Source organism: Nostoc sp. KVJ20, assembly GCF_001712795.1.
Taxonomy (GTDB): Bacteria; Cyanobacteriota; Cyanobacteriia; order Cyanobacteriales; family Nostocaceae; genus Nostoc.
Genome location: NZ_KV757596.1, coordinates 1 through 14,812 on the forward strand (window position 1 = coordinate 1; position 14,812 = coordinate 14,812).

The following is a 14,812-nucleotide window of genomic DNA, read 5'->3' on the forward strand; positions in this document are numbered from 1 at the left end:
GCTCACAATAACCTGGGGCGAGTGCGGTACAATCAAGGGAAGTTGGAAGAAGCGATCTCCGCCTACCAAAGAGCTTTGCAAATTGACCCAAACAATGCTACTGCTCACTACAACTTGGGGAATGCGCTGTACGATCAAGGGAAAGTGAAAGAAGCGATCGCAGAACTAGAAATAGCTGTTCGTCTCGAACCTAGTAACACTCTGTTTCGTGACAACTTAGAGATTTATAGAAATAAGAAGAAGGGTTTTTGGGGACGTTTGTTTGGTGAGTAGAACATTCTCAGTCTTATTCATCTAAACGGTGTGCGAATGCCTGTTGTTTACAATGCGTTCACGAAGTGTGCCGAAGGTATCGCTCAACCTCAAAGCCTCATCTTTCCAGTCTGGAACAAGAATTGTCGAGCAAAAAGGGCGATCGCTCCACCTCTGAACTCGAAGATTGAAACTTTTTACACCAACTGTCGAGCAAAAAGGGCGATCACTCCACCTCTGAACTCGGAAGTTGCACCTTTGAACACGAATTGTCGAGTTAAAAAGGCGGTGACGCAACCCGCACTTCGGCTGCGCTCAGTGACAGCCGCAGGTATCGCTTTGTTTCCTTTGAGAATTGGCCAATAGCGATCGCACAATATCCCTGACCAAGAAATCAAAGGCGATCGCCGCCTACCAAAATCCCTTACGCCTCGACCCTAATTTTGAAATCTCTCACCATAATCTGGGATTAGCACTACAAGCTAATAGCTTCACCAATATTGATAATTCATGCTTAATCAAAATTTAAAGAAATCATAGAAGAATTTCACCTCTTTTCATAGTATATTTTTCTGCCAGCTTCATCCCCAACAAAGTATATTTTCAATGTCTATCATCGTACAGATACTTTATTTATAAATAATAGTTTAGACTTACAAAACAACAAGCTGGAATACACATCTTAACTTAGTTTTAGCAAGGATAGTAAGGTATATAGAGGCACAGCAAAAAAGGGAAATGCGAAAATATTTTTCATTTTATCTTCCTTTTTAGTCAAGACCTACACACTGGAAAATTGAAACATCGCTCCCTTAAACAAACCTTAAAAAAGGTGATTCTCTAGAGCCAACTTGTTAAGGATTTGGGAGATATTTTGTGTATAAGCCCTATTACCTTGCCATCGTCCTTATCCCTAAAACTTTCTTTCCAGTAACTAAATTTGGCTTGAGACTCTATAAGAATATGCGAAACGACTCTGGTAAAACTATTTCTATTTGGATGACAACGGCAGAAGTCCCAGATCAACTTGTGCTTACCGAAAATACTCACGCAGATGTGTGCGTTATCGGTGCTGGGATAGCGGGGATGTCAACTGCCTATATGTTAACCCGCCAAGGTAAGTCAGTAGTCGTCTTAGATGATGGCCCCATTGGTGGTGGTCAAACGGCAAGAACAACGGCACACCTATCGAACGTGCTAAGTTATCCTTACCATGAACTGGAGCAAATACACGGTAAAGAGGGCGCAAAACTTATTGCCCAAAGTCATGCAACAGCAATTAATACTATAGAGGCGATCGCAACTCAAGAAAACATTAACTGTGACTTTGAGCGACTTGACGGCTATCTTTTTCCCCCAGACCTAAAATCAATAGATGAGATTCAGCAGGAGTTAGAAGCGGTACACCGAGCTGGACTTACTGATGTTGAAATGGTGAAAAAAGCGCCGCTAACTGATTTTGATACAGGAGCGTGTCTACGCTTTCCCCAACAAGGACAATTTGACCCGCTGAAGTATCTAAGTGGACTTGCAGAAGCCATTCAACGCCGTGGCGGTAGAATTTACACAGGGACGCACGTAGAAAAAATCAAAGGTGGTTTACCCGCCCGCGTTGAGACGAGCGGTGGTAAAGTGGTAACATCTGATGCTGTGGTAGTAGCCACCAACTCACCCATCAGTAACTTGGCTACTATGCATTTTAAGCAGGCTCCATATATGACTTTTGTCATCGGTGCAAAAGTGCCTCACGATTCTGTTTTTAAAGCGCTTTACTGGGATACCCTCGATCCTTACCACTACGTGCGAACGCAAAGCATTGACGAACAGTATGATGTATTAATTGTTGGCGGCGAAGACCACAAAACCGGACAAGCTGACGATGCCTCCTCACGGTATGCCAAACTCGATACATGGACGCGAGAACGTTTCCCGATGGCACAGGAAGTTTTATTTCGCTGGTCAGGTCAGGTAATGAATTCTGATGATGGTATAGCCTACATTGGCAAAAATCCCTTTGATGAGGAAAACGTCTACATCGTCACTGGTGATACAGGCATAGGAATGACCCACGGCACGATCGCGGGCATACTCTTAACAGATTTGATTTTAGGGCGAAAAAATACCTGGGCAGAGCTTTATGACCCATCGCGTGCGAGAATTGGTGGAGTAGGTGATTTTATATCTGAGAATCTCAACGTTGCTGCCCAGTATTTAGAGTGGGTGACACCAGGGAATGTTGATTCCGTTGAAAAAGTCACTCCCGGTACAGGTGCAGTAGTGCGGCGTGGTTTGACAAAAGTCGCAGCTTATCGAGATGAAAACGGTACATTACACGAACATTCTGCAATCTGTACTCACCTCAATTGTATCGTCGCCTGGAATTCTTCAGAAAATACCTGGGATTGCCCGTGTCACGGTTCGCGGTTTAATACGCAGGGACAGGTAATCAACGGCCCAGCCATTAATGGGCTGACACCAATGGAAAACAAATGAAGTAGTGTCTGTCAATAAATAATTGATGGATAAATTCCCTGTAGAGACGGCGATTTATCGCGTCTCTCTAACCGTCAAAATGAATTTGACAGACTAGTAGGCAGAGATTTTGGTGGGAAACTTAGACCCTTGCTCCGTCTGGTTGCCGTAGGAGACAGAGGACAATATTCTTCTATTCCTCCTGCCTCCTGCCTCTCTTGTTAAACCCTTAATTCCTCTGGTCGCATCAGTTCTAGGTAAAAATATTGATAAATTTTTTGTTGAGTGGGCAAATAGCTCACTTTTTTATTGTCAATGTAGTAAATATACGGGAACTTATGGTTATGGGTTATGGTCAATATTTGATTAGCATAGACGTAGACCGTCGCAGCCCTCTGTGTCCAATTTAACTTATCTTAACTCTTCGGGAAACCGCTGTTCGCATCTCAAGGTGCGTACAAATGCTGTTATTCGTTGTCATCTGTTCCTAAATTGTCTTTATATATACAACAATTACACTTTTTTAGTCAGATTAACGCAGACTTTAAACGCTTTCAAATCCATAAAATGCATGTTTGCTCATGGAAAAATTTTGTGATATTCAGCCAAATATTACCATAATTCTTTATATCTATATTAAAAGTTTATGAAAGCTATATCAAACAACACCTCACACATTTTTGCAACCAAAAACCTATATACTGGACTAGACTTTGATCAATTTGAGAGTTTTGTTAATTGCAACACCAAAACTATTAATTTTTAGATGAAATACTAGCGTATCTTATAGTCTATAGTTTTTAAGGTTTAGTCAAAACTATATCCAGTATCATCAAAAAACTGCAAACTTCATGTGGTGCAAAAATCAAGCGGGGAGTGAAAACATGAATTTACGTAGAGATGCATTGCAAATCCTCAAAGAAACTAGCCGAACTTTTTATATACCAATTAGTCTTTTACCGCCAGGATTGCAAGAAGCAGTAGCATCAGCATATTTGTGTATGCGTGCCATTGATGAAATTGAAGATCATCCTGAATTAGATAATGTTACTAAAGCGAAGTTATTAAGAAGCATTAGCCTGACATTACAGGCAGGGGTTGATGGCTTCGCGGTAGATGCTTTCTTTGCAGGATTTAGTGGTTATGAGAATTCATTAGAAGAAGTCACTTTGAGCCTTAGAGAATGGTCGCTGCTAGCACCAGACACCATTGCACCTCGAATTTGGGATGCCACTGCTGCAATGGCAGACCGGATGGCTTATTGGGCAGAAAGAAACTGGAAAATTTACACCGAAGCCGATTTGGATCGTTATACCTTTGGGGTTGCAGGTGCAGTGGGATTGTTACTTTCGGACTTATGGGCTTGGTACGATGGAACACAAACGAACCGCACCCAGGCAATTGCATTTGGTCGGGGCTTACAAGCAGTTAATATCCTGCGTAACCATACTGAAGATTTGGGGCGTGGGGTAGAATTCTTCCCAGAAGGTTGGAATGTAGAAAATATGCAAGAGTATGCCCGGCGCAATCTAGCCCTGGCAGAAGCTTATACTAAAGACCTTCCTACTGGCCCAGCCTTAGATTTTTGCCAAATTCCCTTAACCTTGGCTAATGGAACTCTTGACGCCCTTGCTAATGGTAAAGAGAAACTCAGCCGCAGTGATGTTTTTGCCCTTATCGAACAATTGATTAGTGTGAACATGAAAGCTAGCTAAATTGCCTCCAAATTTGGGCATCCAAAATCCTACAGCGATTTTCTGTCGGAGAGCCAGTGTGGTCTTGGGGTTTCTCCAAGTAAAGCAACTGGCATTGGGCACTGCCCTCCAAATTTAACCGTGTAAGTATAATAAATTATCTTGTTCTAGCGATCGCTTTACGTAATATTAGCTAAACTTTAGCAACTCTTCAAAGGATTTCCAGCAAAAATGACCTGGCAGGAGTTGATTAATATCTAAATAATTGAAAAGGAGTATAACACTCCCCGTGATTATTCGTGCAGCGAGTTGAGAGTGCATGAGCTACTGCTTAAATCCTACCTGTCCCAATCCAGAAAATTTGGCATATAGCCAAAGGTGTCAGTCTTGTGGCTCGCAACTACTGTTGCGCGATCGCTATCAGGTGATCAAACCATTAGGTCAGGGTGGCTTTGGAGCAACCTTCTTAGCCAATGATCAAGGCCTACCAGGAGAACCGAGTTGCGTAATCAAGCAATTACGCCCATCTGGAAGCGCCCCACACGTTTTACAGATGGCCAGAGAACTCTTTGAGCGAGAAGCCAAAACTCTAGGTAAGATTGGCAATCATCCCCAAGTACCAAGATTGTTAGATTATTTTGAAGATCACGAGCAATTCTACTTAGTTCAAGAATACATCAGTGGTGATACCTTGCAGGAGGAGGTCAAACTTAACGGCATCTTGAGCGAAACTGGAGTCAAGCAATTTTTGAGCGAAGTTTTGCCACTTCTCCAATACATCCACGAGCAAAAGGTGATTCACCGTGATATCAAGCCAGCCAACTTAATTCGCCGCACTCAAGATGCCAGAATGGTACTCATCGACTTTGGTGCCGTCAAAAACCAAATCAGTCAAGGTGCGGCAAGTCCATCAGGACAGACAGCATTAACTGCTTATGCCATTGGTACTCCTGGTTTTGCACCTCCAGAGCAAATGGCTATGCGTCCAGTCTACGCCAGTGATATTTATGCACTGGGGGTGACATGCATTTATTTACTGACTAGCAAAACTCCTAAAGATTTAGATTACAATCCCAACACGGGCGAGATGATGTGGGAGCAGCTTGTGCAAGTGAGTGACCACTTGAGCAACGTCTTGCGAAAAATGTTAGACGTGTCTGTACGTAGTCGCTATCAGTCAGCAGCAGAAGTTCTCAGAGCCTTGGAAATAGAACCATACTTAGATAGTTTAGCAAAGGGTTTACTGATTAAATCTGATAGTGGATCTAAAGAGCGAACACACAACTACCTAGAAAATTCTGCTGTTTTATCTAATCACCCTTCTACTGGTGTTAGCAATACAGGAGTAGCGCAGGTAGCGGCAGCAATTCGCGCTAGACGAGCCAAGGCAGCAGAAGCGGGTGGATTGCACCAGGGTTCTGGAATGGCCAAATCAAGCACTTTAGCTAACAGCAACAGTAATGGTTCACAAGTTCAAAATTCTAGAGTTGAGCGGAAGTTAGATACCCAAAGTTTATTAACAGCCTATATGAAGGGGAGACGGGATTTTGCCCTACACAATTTAAATTTGCTGAATCTGCAAGGGGCTGACTTATCCCAAACAAATTTTCATTCTGCTCAATTGCAAAAAACCAATCTTCAGGGAGCTAATCTTCACAATAGTGACTTTGGCAGAGCCAGTCTGACTAGAGCAAATCTTAAAGATGCTAATTTGACCAAAGCATACTTTAATCATGCTGATTTAGAAGGGGCAGACCTGCGAGGCGCAGACCTCAGCAATGCTTATCTTAGTAATGCTAACCTCCGAGGAGCTAATTTGTGTGGTGCTAATCTCACCAGTGCCAAAATTTCTGATGAGCAGCTAGCACTAGCAAAAACAAATTGGATGACTGTGCGCCCCAATGGAAAACGAGGTTTATTGTAATTTGAAAGTATGAAGAGTGCTGAGTTACGTTAGCGGGAGCGGGGCTAATACCCGCATACATCATTGCTGAGTACTCTTTCTTCACTTAGCACTCGTAACTGTTAAAAACCACTTTGAGGAGTTTCTGTAGCATTAGGACTCTCTGTAGTGGCAGGTTGGTTAGTATCAGGAAGTTTTTGTTCAGTACTCTTCTGATTATCTTGAGTTTCTACTTTAGGCAATGCCTGTTTTGCTAGATTTTCGGCTGCTTGCTTAAATAATGGTTCTATTTTGTTTCGCCAATATTGAGTATTAGGCAATTTTTCTGGATGATTTCTATAATCTAAAACTTTATCCCATTTACCATCATCTATTGCTTTGTTGATCTCATTAGATAACGCCTCCGCCTTAGCCCAATCTTCCTGCCACTGGGCAATCATTTTGCCCGTCTCTTGGATACCAGAAGCAGCATTTGCCGGAATCGATCTTAAAAGTGCGATCGCTCCAACTATATCTCCTGATTCATACTTCTTTCTTGCTTGCTCTATAATATTGGCACTGTTATCACTAGGCTGCGATCGCTCTGATTTCCCACCATCGTCAGTTGAACCCTTCGGTTTTTCTGGTAACGGAGTTACTACATTCTTGGATTTTGGTTTTGCCTTGGGAATTGTTCGAGTCGCAATTAAGCTGCTATCATCTACAATCTTAGTTGCAATCCCCTTGTCGCGTAAGCAAGAACCCCATTCTTGATTATTGGTGATCACATACGAGTGTGCCCAAGCCAAACGACCAGATTTAAGTTTAACTTCTATCCAACCTCGTCTTGTCCGCTTGCCAGTCACCTCGAAATTGGTGTTATCAGCAACAGTTTGCAAAACATTATCAGAATTTATCGAACTAGGTTCAGAACGAATATTAGAATTTCCGACGACAACAGCCGAGCATTTATTTGCTAAGGCGGTATCCTTACCTGTAAGATTTAAAGCTAAATTTTTTACATTTGGATATACATTTGCTACCAAGGCAGCCGCACCACCCGCTAATAATATACCGATTAATATCGGCCAGGGGTCGGATTTACTAGAGTCTTTACGCGCAGGTTTAGCAGGGACAGGATTTGCTGGTGCAACTGCAACAGTTTGCAACCGAGATACTTGAGGCTGAGATTTGCCGGCTTGGTAACTAGAACTTTTGGCGGCTTCTTGAGGTGTGGAAAGTGTAGGTATAGGATTAATCGCGTCTTTACACGCTTGCAGTGCTTCTGTAGCGTTTTGGTAGCGGTCTTTGAAGTGATAACGCACCATCTTAGTCAAGACTGCCGCCAGCCGATGGTTCACGGTTACTGAATGCCGCCAGATGATTTCCCCCGTTTCTGGGTCTTCTTGCAATTCTGTTGGCTGTAATCCTGTTAGTGCTTGAATGGCAATGATGCCAAGGGAATAGATATCACTGTTGGGACGGGGTTTACCTTGCCCTTGTTCTGTCGGCATATAGCCAGGAGTACCGATAACTACTGTGGCAGAGGGTTGTCCGCCCACTGTTACCATCTGTGTACGCAGTTGCTTCACTGCTCCAAAATCAACTAAAACGAACTTATTATCTGAGGCGCGACGGATGATATTATCCGGTTTGATATCGCGGTGAATCACGCCTTGGCGATGGACAAATTCGAGAATTTCCAGAACTTCCTGCAATAGTTGAATTACTCGGCTTTCATTCCAGCGCTTACCAGGTATAAGTTCCTCAGCTAGGGTGTGTCCTTCAATATATTCTTGTACTAGATAGAATTCTTGGTTTTCGTCAAAATACGCTAGTAGTCTGGGTATTTGGTCATGGTTGCCCAATTTTTCTAAGGTTTCGGCTTCGCTGTTGAACAGGCGTTTAGCAGTATCAAAAACTCTGGGGTCAGTTCCGGGTTTGAGGTGCTTGACAACGCAAATAGGGTTGCCGGGCCGCCTAGTATCTTGGGCAATGTATGTTTGACCAAATCCTCCCATCGCGAGGACTCGAATTACTTGGTAACGATGGTCTAGTAGCTTGCCTATCATATTCCCTCCCCAGAGTTATTACCTAATTTTCCAGCTGGTAATAAATATCTCCAAATTTTCTTCAATGAAATCCGCTATCTTGAGAAAAGATTTAGATTAAAAACGCAGCTTTTTAATAAACGCAGACTGTTTATTTTTCTTTTAGTGCCCCTGTTTATTACCAATGCCACCTAAAATAACAAATCCAGTTGCATGGCAGCAGGCTGAAATCCTCATGCAACCTGCTTTCATTCGCGTTATCGACAACATCCGCAAGCTGCTTGATGAATCTTCCTGGACGGGAACTTACCATGATGTCCTGATTTGGCCGCCTAGCACCACTGATGAAATCAAAGCATTGGTGACTGAACTGTTGCAAGCAATGGAAACTGCAACGCCCGAAGAAGCAGATGAAATCAGAAAGACTCTGACTCGTCTGCCGATGCCCCATCCAGGATATCATCTACGTTTGCAGCGTCAACAGCAAGAAGCGAGTATCGATTTGTGGGAACTGTGTTATCAGGTGTGTTTTTTTGAATACACCCCACAGAAGGAATCTGCTGATATTGATACTAGTTTAATTGATGAACTCGGTGAAGTGGATTGGTTGCGTTTGGATGCTAAATCAAAAGAGTTAGTTGAGCAGGCGTTTGCTAGTTTACCAGAGAGTTAACAAAATTAGGTGCGATCGCGCTCTTAGTAAATGTGCCAAATAAGCGATGTCTGGCGACAAGAAGCAGAACTTCTACGCAAGTCAAATAAATAGCTTAGTAGGCATGAGGATGAATCGTGAACTTAAGAATACTGACCTGTCCAAATCAACCTGTCCCGTTCTTCTAAGCGCTCTGATTGGTTAAATTGGAGAATTGCAACAGTTACTCGCCCTTCTGCTGTCAATGGTGCAATCTCTGATCCATTCATCTGAAAGTGATCGCTCCATTTTTGAGTCCTTGGATTGAAAAAGGGTGTTAGTTTCCCTGTTTCAGGATCGATTGACCCCAAATCAGTACCCTTTGCACGATTACAGTATGGACAGGCGAGAGCTAGATTCTCTGCTTCAGTAGTGCCACGATGTTTTTCGGCAATAATATGTTCCATTTCAAAACTAAATAATGCAGCACTCTGAGGAAATAAGCAGTACTCACACCTTTGGTTCGCTCGTTCAATTACAAGTTTCCGCAACTGGGCTGATACATAAGTCATGGATGTTGGCGTAATTGCTCGAAGACATGAGCTTTTGCCATACGCACAAGATGTTCTATGGTCAGATAGCGTTCTAGTTCAGCTTCACCTTTGGCTGAAAGTGTTCCTGCTTTACTTTGTGCTAGTAAATCACTTACACGACTTTGGAATTCTGGTGAGGGCCGGATTGCCAGAATTTGTTCTGATGTAGGCTGACTAGCTAACAATCCAATAATCTCTTTCTCGTCGAGAAAATTGCCAGACTGTTCGCTCAATAACTCTTGGAGACCGCGTTCTACTATCTCTTGTAAACGGTCTTGGAACGGCTGTAATTGCTGCCCTAGCTCCTCAGATACCTCAACAGTGATTTGCATCATCTAGCTCTGTTGTTTTTTAAATCAATCTATTAGCTATAAGTCTAGCTACAAATCAATCTATTAGTTTAATTTTATAAGTACCGTGTATAACTAGTTACTGCAAGCATATTTCCTAGTTTACAAAGAAAGGCAGAGGGCAGAAGGCTTTTATGAAAGAAGTATTAATAAAAACTTTAGTTGTGGGTTATTGCCCACTAGTATAAAAAGATTTGTGTCGATAGCGCCGGCGGCAAGCGAGTCAGACGCTCCTGCGTCGCTAACGCTGCGCTATCGAGCGTCGCGGAAAGTGCCACGAAGACACAAGGCGTCCTTACTTCAATCCCGCGTTTTTAAACGTGGGTTCCCTTCTGCCTTCTGCCTCCTGCCTTCTGACTTCTGAATATGAACGATGTCTACGACGGGCTACGCCTACGCACTTTTAATGATGGGGTTAATGTGGGCAATCGTATTTCTGGTGATGTGGGCGATCGCTCACTGTGTCACAAATCAATTATATTTCTGCCATACACTTGCGGTAAAAGTTCATTTTATAACTCTTTATTGTTCGGCACTTTCTTTTGATTTGATTATATGCCAGAAGAAAACCAGAGGTAGATTGAAGCCGCAAACGCTTATTTGCTAAGATTTCCAGTGCGACAACATTGAAACAGGGCAAGTTCTCATCACCATGCCAACATCTACACTTGACGATCAAGACGCAGCAGCTATCGAAGCCGCCAGAGTTGGGGTTGCAATCTGCGATCGCACCGCTTGGGGACGCATCAAGGTATCTGGCGACGATCGCCTCAATTTTTTACACAACCAAAGTACTAACAATTTCCAAATACTCAAGCCAGGACAAGGTTGTGATACAGTTTTCGTCACTTCCACAGCCAGAACAATTGATTTAGTAACCGCCTACGTTCGAGAAGATGCGGTAATCTTGCTAGTTTCACCCAACCGCCGCCAATATCTGATGGAATGGCTGGATAAATATATTTTTTATGCCGACAAGGTGGAATTATCTGATATCACAGAATACACCAACACCTTCAGCCTCATTGGCCCAGGAAGCGATGCTGTTTTAGAAAAGTTGGGTATTGGCGAACTTATCGGGCAACCTTACGGTAGTCATCAAGTATACACGATCGCTCCGGCTGAGGGAGTGCGGGTTGCTGTGGGTAGTGGGTTAGCGGCTCCTGGATACACCTTCACTTTCCCCTATACTGATAAATCTTCGGTGTGGAACAAATTGTTAGAAGCTGGGGCGGTAGAAATGAGCGATCGCGCCTGGGATGCTTTGCGAATCTTACAAGGTCGCCCCGCCCCAGATTCGGAACTCACAGATGATTACAATCCTCTGGAAGTTGGTTTGTGGCAAACAATTTCTTTTAATAAAGGTTGCTATATTGGGCAAGAAACCATTGCTCGGTTAAATACATATAAAGGTGTAAAGCAACACTTACTTGGTATTCGTCTCAGTGGCCCTGCGGAAATTGGAAGTGCGATCGCAGTTGGAGATGAAAAGGTTGGCAAACTTACTAGTTACACCCAAACCGCTGATGGTTACTTTGGACTAGGTTATATTCGCACTAAAGCTGGTGGCGTGGGCTTAAAAGTCCAAGTGGGAGAAACTGAGGGTGAAGTAGTAGAAATCCCGTTTGTTTCTCACGAGTACCCGTAATTTGTAATTCGTAATTCGTAATTAAGAAAGAACAGAGATGCGTTAGCGTACCACGCTACGCTAACGCATCTCTGTTGGTAATTGCTTTTTGGTACTTCATCTATTGTTATGATTGTTCAAATAAAAATATCGTCTTTATCGTCCCATCTAGTACCTTGACAAAATTCATCTACCCAAGAGGCTAGACTACGGGCATTAGTGGTTGGTAAATTCACTCTACTTTTAACATCTTGTGGTTGAATATTCGGATGTTTGCCGTTGCTTTTAAGCTCAGTAGTAATTGATAGCGATCGCACTGGTTTGCCGTTGCTGTTAATCTCGGTGGTAATTGCCAGAAATGCACCTAAAGGAAGTCGCCCAGATGGCGAAGTCTGACGACTACGCACTGGTTTACTGTTGCTAGAAACCTCTGTTGCTAATACTAGAGATGGCATAATAGTTTTGGCTTTACTATTAACCTCAGTGGTCATTGTCAGCGATGCTCCTGAAGGGAGGCGTTTAAGGGGTGATTGTAGTGGCTGATATTCGTTGATAAAACCCGATGATGGAGTTTTTACTGGAGTATCTGAAGCCGTTTTAGTTGCAAATGCAACTACCAACTCAGGTTTGCGTGTGCGAACTACCTCAGTATCAGTATTAGCTGTAAATGATGGCACTAGTTGATCGGCGTGTGGCAAGTTTGAGTCTAGAATTTCAGCGAGAGAATGAGACGCAATCTTGCTATCAGTTACAACCGATGACACATCTTTATTGAAAGCGGCGGGAAACTCCATCCCCTTGTGGGTGGAGAGGGATAGCCGCCCCGCCGCTTCGGGCACTGGGCATTGGGCATTGGAAACTTCTTCCCCATGCCCCATGCCCCATTCCCCATGCCCAAAAACTCCATCCCCTTGTGGGTGGAGTTTTTCATCCTCAGAATATTTCTGGTATGGCGACTCGCTGTCAACTTGGCTTGTAGCCACAGAATGTTCTGATTTTATTAAACGTAACTCTTCATCAGGATTAAAATTAAGACCTAAAGCGATGACTATTTTATCTGGATCGTTATTCAGATCCAGCATAAAAGCAAGTATTTCATCAAACTGGGGTTCCAAAACAGACAGGGTTGCCAAAATAAAACCGGACAAAGGACGCCGCAGACCATCATAAGTCCCCCAAACTCGCATTTTTACCAGCCAGGAAATATTTTGATTGTAGTAAATCAGCCATTTGTGTTTTAAGGATTGACGCAGATTTTGGATATTCATTAGATGCCTCGCTTCAGTCAACAAGATTGCAGACATTGATATGTTTAACAAAACAGAATTTAGAAGTCAGTCGCCAGAATGGGCTAAACCTTAGCTATCCGCTAACAGAATTGAATTCTCTATTCTTCTTCAATTTTGGGGATGAAATCGATAATAAAGCATCTGTTTGACTCTTTGTCCACCTAGTAAATGATGTTCTACCAGTAGAGATACTTCATCGGGTTGAACGCCGCTATACCAGACTTCATCGGGTAATATCAGCACCATCGGCCCATTGCCACATTGTCCCAAACAGCTGCTAGCCGTCACCGCCACACCGGGGATTGGCAAAGCGGCAAAAGCTGCTAATACCTTGAGGGCACCTTGCTTTTTGCAGGTGCGATTTTGACAAACCCGTACACATCTAGGAGAAGAGGGTTGGTCTATTATTGGGAAGTTTGATGGTTGAGTTATGTTTGTCATTTGTCATTTGTCCTTTATCATTTGTCATTCGTCAGTTGTCCTTTGCTAATGACTAATGACCAATGACTAATGACTAATCTATTGAAAGTCCTTTTGAGGCTAACCATTCAGGGTTGAATATCCGCGACTGATATCGGGAGCCACTATCACATAAAATGGTGACAATGGTATGTCCTGGGCCCAACTGCTTGGCTAAGGCGACAGCAGCCCCAACATTAATACCCGTTGAACCACCCATTAATAGCCCATCTTTTCTCAGCAGTTGGTAAACTACTCGTAAAGCTTCTTGGTCATCGATTTGGATAGCATCATCAGCGGGTGCGCCTTCCATATTGGCTGTGACGCGACCGTTACCGATGCCTTCGGTGATGGAATTTCCTTCTATATTGATTTCGCCAGTTTTGACATAGCTATAAAGTGCACTACCCAGTGGATCGGCAACAACGCATTTAATTGCCGGATTTTGTTCCTTCAAGTACAACGCTACCCCAGCATAAGTACCACCAGTACCAGTTGCAGCTGTCCATGCATCTATTTTACCATCTGTCTGTGCCCAAATTTCTGGCCCTGTGGTTTCGTAGTGGGCGTGGCGATTGGCTAAGTTATCAAACTGATTCGCCCAAATGGCATTTTCTAACTCAGCAGCCACTCTACCAGATAGCTTAACGTAGTTGTTTGGGTCTTTATAGGGTACAGCAGGAACGCGACGAACTTCTGCGCCTAGTGCTGTCAGTGCGTCTATTTTTTCTTGGGACTGAGTATCGGGAATAATAATTAGGCATTTGTAGCCTTTGGCGTTGCAAATATGTGCTAATCCAATGCCAGTATTACCAGCGGTTCCTTCTACGACAGTGCCACCAGGTTTGAGTAGACCTTTCTCTTCTGCGTCTTCGATAATGTAAAGTGCGGCGCGGTCTTTGACGGAACCACCGGGATTGAGGAATTCTGCTTTAGCAAGGATTTCACAGCCTGTTTCTTCGCTAAAGCTGTTTAAGCGAATCAGAGGTGTGTTGCCAATAGCACCGACGAAACCATTTTTAATATCCATTTTGACTATACCTGTGTGAGTGTCTATAAAAATTTTGGCTTATAGTGGCCTCAGCATGTAAGCTTTATCCCATTTTTGGTTTCAGAGTACCAGTTGATTGCTTACAAAGAAAGGCAAGAGACAGGAGGCAGAAAGAACACATGTTTTTACTAAAGTTTCTAAGAATTTGAAAAGTCTAATTTATTACTAGCCCTGGCGACTGGAAGTCGCGGCTATACAGACAAAACCCACCTCCGTGGATTAAAAACTCTTGATTTTGCAAGCTTTCCACGGAGGTGGACTTGGTTTGTGTAGTAGCGAATTTTATTTGCCTAATACTTTGTACACACAAGTCTTTGAGAGTTGCCTCACAGCGTTTAGATCCCCCTTAGCCCCCCTTTTTTAAGGCTACGGTGTACACACAAGTCAAAAAAAGATCAATTTCGCATTATTCTCTCGTTTATCTCGTTCCTATGCTCTGCATAGGAATGCCTGATTAGAGG

15 protein-coding genes are annotated in these 14,812 nt (G+C 43.2%); 9 read left to right on the forward strand and 6 right to left on the reverse strand.

The genetic code is table 11. The features are described from left to right. From A4S05_RS11040 to A4S05_RS11060, 6 genes are all read left to right on the forward strand, one after another. Nucleotides 1-273 (forward strand): tetratricopeptide repeat protein (locus A4S05_RS11040; protein WP_141699691.1); only part of this gene is annotated, 273 nt, incomplete at its 5' end. A gap of 36 nt (nt 274-309) precedes the next feature. Continuing rightward, entirely contained in the window at nt 310-618 is a 309-nt protein-coding gene (locus A4S05_RS11045) for a hypothetical protein (RefSeq protein WP_069069881.1), read from the forward strand. After that, nucleotides 608-781 (forward strand): tetratricopeptide repeat protein, encoded by a 174-nt coding sequence (locus A4S05_RS40190; RefSeq protein WP_141699692.1) that lies wholly within the window; start codon nt 608-610, stop codon nt 779-781. The genes A4S05_RS11045 and A4S05_RS40190 overlap by 11 nt, the downstream gene beginning before the upstream one ends. A 434-nt stretch (nt 782-1,215) precedes the next feature. Further along, nucleotides 1,216-2,745 (forward strand): FAD-dependent oxidoreductase, encoded by a 1,530-nt coding sequence (locus A4S05_RS11050; protein WP_069069882.1) that lies wholly within the window; start codon nt 1,216-1,218, stop codon nt 2,743-2,745. Nucleotides 2,746-3,608: 863 nt separating this feature from the next. Next, entirely contained in the window at nt 3,609-4,439 is an 831-nt protein-coding gene (locus A4S05_RS11055) for a squalene/phytoene synthase family protein (RefSeq protein ID WP_069069891.1), read from the forward strand. A 298-nt stretch (nt 4,440-4,737) separates the two neighbouring features. After that, nucleotides 4,738-6,342, forward strand: coding sequence for a serine/threonine-protein kinase (locus tag A4S05_RS11060; RefSeq protein WP_069069883.1), 1,605 nt, complete (start codon nt 4,738-4,740; stop codon nt 6,340-6,342). A gap of 101 nt (nt 6,343-6,443) precedes the next feature. On the opposite strand, the gene A4S05_RS11065 is transcribed toward A4S05_RS11060, so the two are convergent. After that, nucleotides 6,444-8,372 carry a serine/threonine protein kinase gene (locus A4S05_RS11065; RefSeq protein WP_069069884.1) on the reverse strand — a complete coding sequence of 643 codons (1,929 nt, stop codon included), beginning with the start codon at nt 8,370-8,372 and terminating at the stop codon, nt 6,444-6,446. Between the two features lie 163 nt (nt 8,373-8,535). Between A4S05_RS11065 and A4S05_RS11070 the strand changes: the two genes are divergently transcribed. Beyond that, complete coding sequence (locus A4S05_RS11070) at nt 8,536-9,024, forward strand: hypothetical protein (protein ID WP_069069885.1); 489 nt, start codon at nt 8,536-8,538, stop codon at nt 9,022-9,024. A gap of 122 nt (nt 9,025-9,146) precedes the next feature. Here A4S05_RS11070 and A4S05_RS11075 read toward each other — a convergent pair whose 3' ends face one another. Further along, the gene (locus A4S05_RS11075) at nt 9,147-9,554 is read right to left on the reverse strand and encodes an HNH endonuclease (RefSeq protein WP_069069886.1); all 408 of its coding nucleotides are present in this window, start codon (nt 9,552-9,554) and stop codon (nt 9,147-9,149) included. Beyond that, a complete protein-coding gene (locus tag A4S05_RS11080; protein WP_256090928.1) occupies nt 9,551-9,910 on the reverse strand; it encodes a hypothetical protein in 360 nt (119 codons plus the stop codon). The genes A4S05_RS11075 and A4S05_RS11080 overlap by 4 nt, the downstream gene beginning before the upstream one ends. A 381-nt stretch (nt 9,911-10,291) precedes the next feature. Here A4S05_RS11080 and A4S05_RS40195 point away from each other — a divergent pair, with 381 nt between their 5' ends. Both A4S05_RS40195 and A4S05_RS11085 read left to right on the forward strand, forming a co-directional pair. Next, the gene (locus A4S05_RS40195; protein WP_141699693.1) at nt 10,292-10,471 is read left to right on the forward strand and encodes a hypothetical protein; all 180 of its coding nucleotides are present in this window, start codon (nt 10,292-10,294) and stop codon (nt 10,469-10,471) included. A 106-nt stretch (nt 10,472-10,577) separates the two neighbouring features. Further along, nucleotides 10,578-11,573, forward strand: coding sequence for a CAF17-like 4Fe-4S cluster assembly/insertion protein YgfZ (locus A4S05_RS11085; RefSeq protein ID WP_069069888.1), 996 nt, complete (start codon nt 10,578-10,580; stop codon nt 11,571-11,573). A gap of 116 nt (nt 11,574-11,689) precedes the next feature. Here A4S05_RS11085 and A4S05_RS44220 read toward each other — a convergent pair whose 3' ends face one another. The 3 genes from A4S05_RS44220 to A4S05_RS11100 all read right to left on the reverse strand — a co-directional run bounded on the left by A4S05_RS44220 (nt 11,690) and on the right by A4S05_RS11100 (nt 14,330). Further along, nucleotides 11,690-12,820, reverse strand: a complete 1,131-nt coding sequence (locus A4S05_RS44220; RefSeq protein ID WP_176726973.1) for a DUF5331 domain-containing protein — start codon at nt 12,818-12,820, stop codon at nt 11,690-11,692. 129 nt (nt 12,821-12,949) lie between these two features. Next, nucleotides 12,950-13,282: a (2Fe-2S) ferredoxin domain-containing protein gene (locus A4S05_RS11095; protein ID WP_069069889.1), complete on the reverse strand. Its 333-nt coding sequence runs from the start codon at nt 13,280-13,282 to the stop codon at nt 12,950-12,952. 73 nt (nt 13,283-13,355) lie between these two features. Beyond that, on the reverse strand, nt 13,356-14,330 hold the full coding sequence (locus tag A4S05_RS11100) for a cysteine synthase A (RefSeq protein ID WP_069069890.1): 975 nt from the start codon (nt 14,328-14,330) through the stop codon (nt 13,356-13,358). Nucleotides 14,331-14,812 lie beyond the last annotated feature (482 nt).

Excerpts from the sequence above, each read along its gene's own strand:
- A4S05_RS11045 (WP_069069881.1), top strand. The coding sequence starts at position 310 with ATGCCTGTTGTTTACAATGCGTTCACGAAGTGTGCCGAAGGTATCGCT.
- A4S05_RS11050 (WP_069069882.1), top strand. The coding sequence starts at position 1,216 with ATGCGAAACGACTCTGGTAAAACTATTTCTATTTGGATGACAACGGCA.
- A4S05_RS11055 (WP_069069891.1), top strand. The coding sequence starts at position 3,609 with ATGAATTTACGTAGAGATGCATTGCAAATCCTCAAAGAAACTAGCCGA.
- A4S05_RS11060 (WP_069069883.1), top strand. The coding sequence starts at position 4,738 with ATGAGCTACTGCTTAAATCCTACCTGTCCCAATCCAGAAAATTTGGCA.
- A4S05_RS11065 (WP_069069884.1), bottom strand. The coding sequence starts at position 8,372 with ATGATAGGCAAGCTACTAGACCATCGTTACCAAGTAATTCGAGTCCTC.
- A4S05_RS11070 (WP_069069885.1), top strand. The coding sequence starts at position 8,536 with ATGCCACCTAAAATAACAAATCCAGTTGCATGGCAGCAGGCTGAAATC.
- A4S05_RS11075 (WP_069069886.1), bottom strand. The coding sequence starts at position 9,554 with ATGACTTATGTATCAGCCCAGTTGCGGAAACTTGTAATTGAACGAGCG.
- A4S05_RS11080 (WP_256090928.1), bottom strand. The coding sequence starts at position 9,910 with ATGATGCAAATCACTGTTGAGGTATCTGAGGAGCTAGGGCAGCAATTA.
- A4S05_RS40195 (WP_141699693.1), top strand. The coding sequence starts at position 10,292 with ATGAACGATGTCTACGACGGGCTACGCCTACGCACTTTTAATGATGGG.
- A4S05_RS11085 (WP_069069888.1), top strand. The coding sequence starts at position 10,578 with ATGCCAACATCTACACTTGACGATCAAGACGCAGCAGCTATCGAAGCC.
- A4S05_RS44220 (WP_176726973.1), bottom strand. The coding sequence starts at position 12,820 with ATGAATATCCAAAATCTGCGTCAATCCTTAAAACACAAATGGCTGATT.
- A4S05_RS11095 (WP_069069889.1), bottom strand. The coding sequence starts at position 13,282 with ATGACAAACATAACTCAACCATCAAACTTCCCAATAATAGACCAACCC.
- A4S05_RS11100 (WP_069069890.1), bottom strand. The coding sequence starts at position 14,330 with ATGGATATTAAAAATGGTTTCGTCGGTGCTATTGGCAACACACCTCTG.